The organism is Olleya sp. 1-3 (genome assembly GCF_002836085.1).
GTDB lineage: Bacteria > Bacteroidota > Bacteroidia > Flavobacteriales > Flavobacteriaceae > Olleya > Olleya namhaensis.
In genome coordinates this window covers 21,355-32,092 of the sequence record NZ_PJBW01000003.1, presented here as the reverse complement: position 1 = coordinate 32,092, position 10,738 = coordinate 21,355, and the positions used below count along the sequence as shown (strand labels likewise).

Below are 10,738 nucleotides of genomic sequence, written 5' to 3'. Positions count from 1 at the left end.
TTTTTTTACTGTTATATAGTACAACATGAAAACAATACAAGGACAAATAGTAGACATACAAAACAAGCGTGTTTTTAGTGGAGAAATTACTATTAGCGCAGGTAAGATTACCTCTGTTACAGAAAAAGAACACGATAGTAAGCATTACATTTTACCCGGTTTTGTAGATGCTCATATACATATTGAAAGCTCGATGTTAGTACCATCAGAGTTTGCAAAAATAGCAGTTAAACATGGGACTGTTGCTACGGTTAGTGATCCGCATGAAATTGCGAATGTATTGGGTGTAGCAGGAGTGGAGTTTATGATTGAAAACGGTAAAAAAACACCGTTTAAATTCAATTTTGGAGCACCAAGTTGTGTCCCAGCAACTACTTTTGAATCGGCTGGAGCAGTTATAGATTCTGACGACATTAAAACGCTTATGGCTAATCCAGATATTAAGTATCTAGCCGAAATGATGAATTATCCTGGCGTGTTGTTTGATGATGAGGAAGTACTTAAAAAAATAGCGTGGGCAAAACATTATAACAAACCCGTAGATGGTCACGCACCTGGTTTAAGAGGTGATGATGTTACTAAATATATCAATGCAGGAATTAGCACAGATCACGAATGTTTTACCTATGACGAGGCATTAGAAAAGCTTCAAAAGGGAATGAAAATCTTGATTAGAGAAGGTAGTGCTGCTAAAAACTTTGAAGCTTTAATAGATTTATTACCTGAGCATTATCAAAACATGATGTTTTGTAGTGACGATAAGCATCCTGACGATTTATTATTAAACCATATAAACGCTCTTTGCGCTAGAGCAGTAGCAAAAGATATTGATGTGTTTAAAGTGTTGCAAGCAGCTTGTGTCAATCCTGTAAAACATTATAATTTAGATGTTGGATTATTACAAAAAGATGATGTTGCAGATTTTATTATTGTTGAAGATTTAAAAGATTTTAAAACATTACAAACGTATATAAATGGTGAGTTAGTGTTTGACAATGGAACGTCTTTAATTAAGCACGTAGATTTTGAAAATCTTAATAATTTTGATACCGAAATTAAAACGGTTGAAGACTTTAAAGTCGAAAGTACAGCAAAACAAATACGCGTTATTGAAGCTTTAGAAGGGCAGTTGGTAACTAATCAATTAATTGAAGAAGCAACAATCTTAAACGGAAATTTAGTTTCAAATACAGTTACTGATGTCTTAAAAATGACAGTAGTTAACCGTTATAAAAACGACAAGCCAGCGTTAGCGTTTATTAAAAACTTTGGTTTAAAAGAAGGGGCAATTGCAAGTTCTGTGGGACATGATTCTCACAATATAATTGCGGTAGGTGTTAGCGACGAAGCTATTTGCAAAGCAGTTAATTTAATAATTGAAAATAAAGGTGGTATTTGCGCGGTGTCTGATACTGATCAAAAAATAGTATCGCTTCCTGTTGCTGGAATTATGAGCGATAAAAATGCCGAAACTATTGGGCACGCTTACGCGGAATTGGATGCATTTGCTAAACAATTGGGGACAACATTAAATGCACCTTACATGACCTTGTCTTTTATGGCATTATTAGTAATTCCTTCACTAAAATTAAGCGATAAAGGCTTATTTGATGGTGGGAAATTTGAGTTTACTAGTTTAGAGGTTTAGTGTTTATATACTAGCTAAACAATTGTCATTTTGAGCGCAGTCGAAAACTTGTGACCTTAGGTTGTATTGCATTTCGACTACGCTCAATGTGACAGTTTTAAAATAAGTGTTATTTGAGTAGCTAAACAATTGTCATTTTGAGCGCAGTCGAAAAACTTGAGATATTAGGTTTTGTAGCATTTCGACTGCGCTCAATGTGACAGTTTTATAATAATTGCTATTTTACTAGCTAAACAATTGTCATTTTGAGCGTAGTCGAAAAACTTGGGATCTTAGGTTTTGTAGCATTTCGACTGCGCTCAATGTGACAGAATTTTTAAAAATAAAAAAACAACCATTAAATGCCAATCCTAAAATCCACATATAAACCTAAATTTATGTTCAGAAATGGGCATATTTCAACGATCTATTCAGGTGTATTACGAAAAGTAGAAGGCGTGACTCAGAAACGAGAACGTATTACTTTACCAGATACTGATTTTATAGATTTAGATTGGAGTTATGCTGGTAATAAGACTAAACAACTACTAGTGGTTTTACACGGTTTAGAAGGTAATGCACAACGCCATTATATGCTAGGATCTGCTAAAATGGCTAACCAAAATAATATGGATGCGGTTTGTGTAAACTTTAGAGGGTGTAGTGGAGAGGTAAACAAAACGTTTCAATCTTACCATTCAGGAAAGACGGACGACTTAGCTTCAGTTATAAAACACATTACGACTCAGTTTGATTATGATACGATCTACCTAAATGGATTTAGCTTGGGTGGTAATGTTATTTTAAAGTATTTAGGTGAAACATCAGATTTGCCAAAACAAATTAAAGCAGCAGTAACAGTATCTGTTCCTGTATATTTAAAAGGATCTTTGGAACAACTAATGTCCTCTAAAAACTATGTGTATTCAAAGAAATTTCTAAGAAATTTGAGAAGTAAACTAGTAGAGAAACAACAGTTGTTTCCTCAAAAAATAAACAATCAAGATTTGAGTGCTGTAAAAACTCTAAAAGATTTTGATGATGTATATACTTCAATAGCGCATGGTTTTAAAGATGCTTATGATTATTATGAGCAATCTAGTAGTCTGCAGTATTTAAAACACATTTCAATTCCTACTTTACTGATAAATGCACAAAACGATTCTTTTTTATCAAAAGAATGTTACCCGATTCAAGAAGCAGAACAAAATGCTAATTTTTATTTAGAAATGCCTAAATATGGTGGACATGTTGGTTTTTATGATGAACAAAACACTTATTATTCGGAAAAACGAATGCTTCAGTTTATTACTAATTTATAGCGTACAGCTCTAGTTTCAGTTTAGTAATAAAATACCTATCTTTAGTTTTTTTAAATCAAAAATTAATGAATCGTATCCTTCTTTTATTAGCCATAACGCTAGTATTTTCGTCTTGTAAAGACCAACTAAAATTAGACACCACTACCACCGAAAAAGCAAAAGACACTTTTATTGTTGCAGAACATTACAATAAAAAAGAAGTCTCTATTGCTATGCGTGATGGTGTAAAATTACATACCACTATTTATTCGCCTAAAGATACTTCTAAACAGTATCCAATTTTAATGCAACGTACACCTTACAGTTGCAGACCTTATGGAGATGCCGAGTTTAAATCAAAGATAGGACCTAATCAATATTTAATGAAAGAAGGTAATATTATAGTCTATCAAGATGTTAGAGGACGTTGGAATAGTGAAGGGGTTTATGATAACATGAGACCGTTTATACCAAATAAAACAGGCAAACAATTTGACGAAGCTAGTGATACGTATGACACTATAGATTGGTTAGTAAATAATGTAGATAATACTAATGGTAATGTGGGGACTTGGGGAATTTCTTATCCTGGGTTTTATGCGACTTACTCTACGCTATCGGGCCATCCTGCTTTAAAAGCAGCTTCTCCTCAAGCTTGTATTAGTGATTTCTTTTTTGATGATTTTTTCCATAACGGTGCTTTTTTGTTAAGTTATTGGAGAGCGACTTCAGTGTTTGGTTATATGAAGGATAAACCAACAAAGGAAGCTTGGTACAAGTTTCCTGAAATTGGTACTGAAGATCAATATCAGTTTTTCTTAGATGCAGGACCGCTTAGTAATTTAAATAAGTATTACGGAGAAGATAATAAGTTTTGGAACCAAATAAAGAGCCATCCAAATTATGATGAATTCTGGCAGAGTAGAGGAATTCTACAACATTTAAAAGATATTAAACCAGCGACGCTAGTCGTAGGAGGTTTATTTGATGCTGAAGATTTATATGGACCATTTAATACGTATAAGTCTATTGAAAAAAATAGTAAAAACTATAACGGTGTTGTTTTTGGACCATGGAGTCATGGGGATTGGGCAAGAAGTAATGACCGTCAAGTAGTGGGTAACATTCATTTTGGAGATAGTATCTCTGATTACTTTCAGAAGAATATCGAAACTAAATTCTTTAACCATTTCCTAAAAGAAAAAGCAGATGGTACAGTGGACTTACCAGAAGCTCACTTTTTTAATACAGGAACCAAACAATGGTCAGATTTTACGGCTTGGCCACCAGAAAATAGCGTTAAAGAAAGCTATTTTATGCAACCAAATCAGCGTTTAACGCAAAAAGCAAATCGTATGATAGCGACTAGCGATTTTATTAGTGATCCTAAAAAGCCTGTACCATACACGGAAGATATAAAAGTGGTATTTACGCCACGTAAATTTATGACCGACGATCAGCGTTTTGCATCAAGACGTCCTGATGTTTTGACTTTTGAAACTGAAGTTTTGGAAAACGACATCACTTTAGCTGGAGATATTTTAGCTAAATTACAAGTGTCTACAACGGGTACATCTGCCGATTGGATTGTTAAAGTTATTGATGTTTTTCCTGCTGTCACAGAAAACACAGACGATGTTCAGGACCATTTAAAACTAAGTAATTACCACATGCTAATTAGAAGCGAAACAATGCGTGGGCGTTTTAGAAATAGTATGACTAATCCAGAACCTTTTGAGCCAAACCAAAAAACAGCGGTAAATATTAAGTTGCAAGATGTGTTACACACCTTTAAAAAAGGACATAAAATACAAGTGCAAGTACAAAGTACATTTTTTCCTTATATAGATATTAATCCACAAACGTATGTCGATAATATTTTTGAAGCAAAAGCGTCCGATTTTAAGGCACAAACACATAAAGTTTATAACGATTCTGCAATAGAGTTTTCAGTTTTAAAGTAATGTCTTGAATCTTTTTCCTACTTTTAGTATCTAAACCAACCATTTTATGCTAAGAAAAGTTTTTGGAAGTGCGGTCTTTGGCGTTGAGGCTACGACAATAACAGTAGAAGTTAATATAGATAGTGGTATCGGTTACCATCTTGTTGGATTACCGGATAATGCGATTAAAGAAAGTAATTTTAGGATTGCGGCAGCGCTACAAAATAATGGTTATAAAATTCCTGGAAAAAAGATAATTATCAATATGTCACCAGCAGACCTTCGTAAAGAAGGTTCTGCTTATGACTTGACTTTGGCAATGGGTATTTTAACCGCGTCTAAACAAATTGCAGCAGACAATTTAGAAGACTTCTTAATCATGGGAGAATTATCCTTAGATGGAAGCTTACAACCTATAAAAGGGGCTTTGCCAATTGCAATTAAAGCAAGAGAGGAAGGTTATAAAGGTTTTATACTACCTATCCAAAATGTAAAAGAAGCCGCGATTGTTGACGGATTGGAAGTATATGGTGTAGAAAATATTAGTCAAGTCATTAAATATTTTGATAAGGGCGAACCTTTAGAACAAACCATCATTAATACACGAGAAGAGTTTGAAAAGAACTTAGATTTTCCTGAATTTGATTTTAGCGATGTACGTGGGCAAGAAAGTATTAAACGTTGCATGGAAATTGCAGCAGCAGGTGGTCATAATATAATATTAATTGGTCCTCCAGGTGCAGGGAAAACAATGTTAGCCAAACGTTTGCCAAGCATATTGCCTCCAATGACCTTACATGAAGCTTTAGAAACTACAAAAATACATAGTGTCGTGGGACGTGTTAAAGACACCGGTTTAATGTCTCAAAGACCATTTAGAAGTCCGCATCATACTATTAGCGACGTCGCTTTAGTTGGTGGTGGGGCGTATCCACAACCAGGAGAAATATCGTTATCTCATAATGGGGTGTTGTTTTTAGACGAATTACCAGAATTTAAACGAGGTGTTTTAGAAGTTATGCGACAACCTTTGGAGGATAGAGAGGTGACTATTTCTAGAGCTAGATTTACAGTTACGTATCCCTCATCTTTTATGTTGGTGGCTAGTATGAATCCTAGTCCTAGTGGTTATTTTAACGACCCAGATTCTCCTATAACCAGTAGTCCAGCTGAAATGCAACGCTATTTAAGTAAAATCTCAGGTCCACTTTTGGATAGAATAGATATACATATAGAAGTTACACCGGTACCTTTTGAAAAATTATCTGAAGAACGTAAAGGCGAATCATCTGTAGACATAAGAAAACGGGTGACTAAAGCACGAAAAATACAAACCACCCGTTTTGAAACATTTGAGAACGTACATTATAATGCACAAATGTCTACCAAACAAATTAGGGTGTATTGTAAACTAGAAGAAGCTTCTAAACATTTATTAAAAACAGCAATGGAACGTTTAAATCTTTCTGCAAGAGCATATGATCGTATTTTAAAAGTATCCAGAACTATTGCAGACTTAGAGGAAAGTCAAGACGTTTTAGGGAGCCATATTAGCGAAGCCATACAATATAGAAGTCTAGATAGAGATGGTTGGTTAGGATAATTTAATTAGGAGGTGCTACAATCGGTTTCTTTTTCATAATTTAGCAAGGCTATTAATTAATAACTATATGCTTAAAAAGGAAACCTAAACAAGGTTTTTGTTTTTAAGTAAAACTAAACTTATGGAACAAACTGAAAACGGATTACCAAAGGGAATTATCACATCAACAGAAGCAAAAGTGCTAAGTGATGAATGGACAAACTTAAGAAAAGAAGCCAATGACAAGGCGCAAGGAGGTACAGGAGACAATAGGTCTTCTTGGTACTCTTTAGATGATTTACAAGCCTTTATTAACAGTGTTAAAGAAAAATATGAAACGGCTAACGGATTACGTTTTTATTTAGGTGTAAATAAAGATGCTGGCAAAGGAAATGGTTTAACTACGATTTTTATGGTGCCGACAGAACCAAGTACTGAGGATGATGACGATTTAAATACTGATATTACAGATGCTGATGGTTTAGATAGAGGGTCAAATGGACACCCTCCAATCGGTGCTTACCCTCAATAAATTTTATTTGTAGATATCCTTAGTATTATTAAAATAGTTTAATACTATTGTAAAAAAATGGCAGCCATTAAAATATATACGCCTGTTGAAGGCATTATTTGATGGCTGTTTTTTGTTTGTAAAACATCTCATTTTTTGAGGTTAATTTAATAAGCTAAACAATAATAAATAAAAGTTATACAATTAATAATGAGCTCTTTTCTTTTAGAAAATTATGTATTGATTTATCGTAGTGCAGAAATACTAGCAGCAGTGGCGGGTTTGGTTTTGTATAAAAAATTTAAATCTAAAGCAGTAAGGCTTTTTATTTGGTTTTTGGTTTATGTTCAATTTATTGAAATAGTTGGAGCTTACCCATTGTTTTTAGCTAAAACGGAGCAGTTTAGTTGGTTAAAAAGCATAATTAAAAACACGATTTTTGATAGAAATTTTTGGTTTTTTCAAGTCTTTTGGACTGTTTTAAGCACAGCTATTATAGCCCTTTATTTTATTTTAATAAATAAAAATAATGGAATAAAAAAAGGTTTAAAAATACTCTTAACTAGTTTTCTAGTGCTATCTACAATTATTCTTATTGTGGACTACAATGCGCTACATACTAATTCTATTTTTTCATTAGAAATTTTAAGTTTAATCGTTATTTTAAGTGTAACAATATGTTATTTTATCCAATTACTTGATTCTGAACAAATATTAAAATTTTATAAATCTTTAAGTTTTTATATCGCTATTGGCGTTTTCTTTTTTTGGTTAGTGACAACACCATTGTATTTTTTCGAGCAATACTTTAATGCTAATGACTACGCTTATGTACACATAAAAAATTATGTGTATTTATTTTCTATAGTTTTTATGTACCTTTCTTTTGCTATTGGTTTTATTGTGTCCACGCCAGAAAAGGAAATTGAAAAGTAAAGCGTTAGTTATAAAGGTTTAAGTGTTGTTTAGGTTTTTTTTTAGTACATTTAAAACGCTATTAATTACTAAACAAAAAACAAATGAAAAATTTAGGAACTCTAATCCTAGGTATTCTTCTTGGTGCATTACTTATGTATTTTTACTTAAATACATCTAATACAGGAGAAGCAGTAACCGCGATTATCAAGCCAAATGGCATTATTACACCAACTGAAGCCAAATTATTAGATTACACTTTTGACCTAAGACATAAACTTGTTAGTGACAGTATTGTTAAAAGACCTGATAATAGATCCTGTTGGTGGTCCATAAATGACATTACAAACTACTTACAGTATTCTAAACACAAAGCAGATAGTTTGGGGTATGCTATGAATGGTTTAAGAGTCTATTTAGGCGCCTATCCTGAAACAAAAGGTTTAGTAGGTTATACTACGATGTTTATGGTGCCAACTGGTGTTAAAACGCAAATAAATAAAGATGCTAAATTTGGTCCTTCAAAAAGTAATGATCTTACCCAAATTGGACCTTTAAATATGGGATCTGCGGGTAATCCGCCAAACTCTAATTATCCTCAATAATTAAATATTGGAAACATTTTTAAAACAAAACTATACTATAATTACTCATGGGATTGAGTTTTTAGCAGTGTTGGTAGGTATATTGTGTTTAAAAAAATACAAACGTACGACAGCTAGATATTTTATCTATTTTTTAATTTATGTCTTTTGTGTCGATTTTATTGGATTGTACCCAAGTATGTACGGGAAAATTGAATGGTTGTCTGTGGTTAAAAACTCTAGGTTTCAATATAATTATTGGCTATTTACTATATTTTATATACTAGGTAGTATTTTGTTTTTTATGTTTTACTTTAATAAAATACTAAACAACAATACCTACAAAACTGCTGTATTACTTATTGGGAGTATCAGTTTTATAATAGCGGTATTTTATATTGTATTTAATATTGATCTCTTTTTTATAGGATTTTTACCGTTACTTAGTGTTTTGGGGTGTATGTCCATATTAGCTTGCACTATTTTTTATTTTATTGAATTATTACAAAGTACTAAAATTCTAAATTTTTATAGGCTTTTAGATTTTTATATAAGTATCGCTTTATTTTTTTGGTGGTTAATAACAACACCGGTTGTATTCTATAGCGTTTATAACTCCACCGAAGACTGGGATTTTGTGTTTCTAAAATGGCAAATATTTATGTTTTCAAACCTATTTATGTATTTAACATATGCTGTAGGACTAATAGTATCAAAACCACTTACTGAAGATCACCTTTAAATATGATAGAATTTATAACCAAGTATTTTAATTTTATTAGCTATGGTTTTGAACTATTAACAGCTATAATAGGTCTTTTAGTAATAAAAAGACATAAGCAGTCAGCAACAAAGTGTTTTATCTACTTTTTATTCTATATTGTTTTTGTGGAATGTATAGGCGTTTCTTTTATCTATTTTAGAGATTTAGGTTTTATACAATTTTTAAGACAATATGGTCTACGCAGTAACAATTGGTATAATGCTTTTTGGATGTTTGGAAGTGTTTTATTTATTTTAAAATATTACCATTTACTTTTAAAAACTAAGCGTTATAAAACTATAGTAAAGTATACTGCTGTAGTATTTACCCTAATTTTTGTGCTACATGTTATCTTTAATTTTGAGTTATTTTTAAAAGCACATCCGCCAATATATTTTATTTTGGATGCTTCTGTTGTTTGTATATGTGTTGCTTTGTATCTTTTAGAATTATTAAAAAGTAATGCTGTTTTAAACATGTTTACAAGCTTTGGTTTGTACGCATCAACTGGGCTTTTTGTTTGGTGGTTAGTAATTACACCTATAATATTTTACGATCAATACAATACCACTGCAGATTGGGATTTTGCAAATTTAAAACGACGTGTATTTCTGTTTGCTAATATATTTATGTATACTTGTTTTGCTATTGGTCTTATTATTTCTAAACCACATTTAAAAAATGACTAACCTTTTATTGTTTATACAAAAACTTCCTGTGTCTACAGCTGCAGAGCGCTATCTATTAATATACATGATTGGCGTTTTACTTATTGTAACGTCTTTAGTTGTACTTTTTTTTATTGTATTTCAGAAGCGAAAAAATAAGCTTTTATTAGATAAGTTTGAACAAGAAAAAACCTTTCAAGAAGAGTTATCCATTGCACAAACCGAAATTCAAGAACAAACACTAAAAAACATTGGATGGGAGCTTCATGATAATGTTGGTCAGCTATTAGCAGCAGCAAGTATGCAGTTAAACATTTTAAAAACAAAAGTAGATGAAGAGACTAAAGAAAACTTTTCTGAAGCTTCAGACTATGTCAAGCAAAGTCTTAAAGAAGTAAGGATGCTGTCACGGTCTTTAAACAACGAGGTTATTTTAAATATAGGGTTTGAGAAATCAATTTCTAACGAGTTAAGTAGACTTAAAAAAATGAAGTTTGCAACAGCAGAGTTGCAGGTTAAAGGAGACGTTGTGCCTTTTAATAACAAAAAGCACGAGATAATTGTATTTAGGATATTACAAGAGTTTTTCTCTAATACAGTTAAATATTCTGAAGCTAAAAACTTAAACGTTATACTTCATTATTTAAAAGATCAATTACTAATAGAGGCCACAGATGATGGTATTGGTTTTGATATGGCCACCGTACAAGAAGGCTCAGGATTATTAAACATGAAAAGTCGTGCCGAGCTTATAAATATGTCTTACGCTTTGACGTCAACAAAAGGTGAAGGCGTAAAATTACAATTAGGATATCCTTTTGTTAATCTATCAAACTACTAGTAA

At 32.2% G+C, this 10,738-nt stretch carries 10 protein-coding genes; all 10 read left to right on the top strand.

Annotation, left to right across the window (positions count from 1 at the left end; genetic code table 11):
• The first annotated feature begins 25 nt into the window (after window positions 1-25).
• Window positions 26-1,648, top strand: a complete 1,623-nt coding sequence (gene ade / locus CXF54_RS04140) for an adenine deaminase (RefSeq protein WP_101202566.1) — start codon at window positions 26-28, stop codon at window positions 1,646-1,648.
• Window positions 1,649-1,989: 341 nt separating this feature from the next.
• Window positions 1,990-2,949: a YheT family hydrolase gene (locus tag CXF54_RS04135; RefSeq protein WP_101202565.1), complete on the top strand. Its 960-nt coding sequence runs from the start codon at window positions 1,990-1,992 to the stop codon at window positions 2,947-2,949.
• Window positions 2,950-3,014: 65 nt separating this feature from the next.
• Window positions 3,015-4,892: a CocE/NonD family hydrolase gene (locus CXF54_RS04130; protein WP_101202564.1), complete on the top strand. Its 1,878-nt coding sequence runs from the start codon at window positions 3,015-3,017 to the stop codon at window positions 4,890-4,892.
• A 46-nt stretch (window positions 4,893-4,938) separates the two neighbouring features.
• Window positions 4,939-6,474, top strand: a complete 1,536-nt coding sequence (locus CXF54_RS04125; RefSeq protein ID WP_101202563.1) for a YifB family Mg chelatase-like AAA ATPase — start codon at window positions 4,939-4,941, stop codon at window positions 6,472-6,474.
• 121 nt (window positions 6,475-6,595) lie between these two features.
• Complete coding sequence (locus tag CXF54_RS04120; protein WP_090840197.1) at window positions 6,596-6,985, top strand: hypothetical protein; 390 nt, start codon at window positions 6,596-6,598, stop codon at window positions 6,983-6,985.
• Between the two features lie 189 nt (window positions 6,986-7,174).
• On the top strand, window positions 7,175-7,900 hold the full coding sequence (locus CXF54_RS04115) for a hypothetical protein (protein WP_090840195.1): 726 nt from the start codon (window positions 7,175-7,177) through the stop codon (window positions 7,898-7,900).
• An 83-nt stretch (window positions 7,901-7,983) separates the two neighbouring features.
• A complete protein-coding gene (locus tag CXF54_RS04110) occupies window positions 7,984-8,484 on the top strand; it encodes a hypothetical protein (RefSeq protein WP_101202562.1) in 501 nt (166 codons plus the stop codon).
• Between the two features lie 7 nt (window positions 8,485-8,491).
• On the top strand, window positions 8,492-9,205 hold the full coding sequence (locus tag CXF54_RS04105) for a hypothetical protein (protein ID WP_101202561.1): 714 nt from the start codon (window positions 8,492-8,494) through the stop codon (window positions 9,203-9,205).
• Between the two features lie 2 nt (window positions 9,206-9,207).
• The gene (locus tag CXF54_RS04100) at window positions 9,208-9,915 is read left to right on the top strand and encodes a hypothetical protein (RefSeq protein WP_101202560.1); all 708 of its coding nucleotides are present in this window, start codon (window positions 9,208-9,210) and stop codon (window positions 9,913-9,915) included.
• Window positions 9,908-10,735, top strand: a complete 828-nt coding sequence (locus tag CXF54_RS04095) for a sensor histidine kinase (RefSeq protein ID WP_101202559.1) — start codon at window positions 9,908-9,910, stop codon at window positions 10,733-10,735. The genes CXF54_RS04100 and CXF54_RS04095 overlap by 8 nt, the downstream gene beginning before the upstream one ends.
• The last annotated feature ends 3 nt before the right edge of the window (window positions 10,736-10,738 follow it).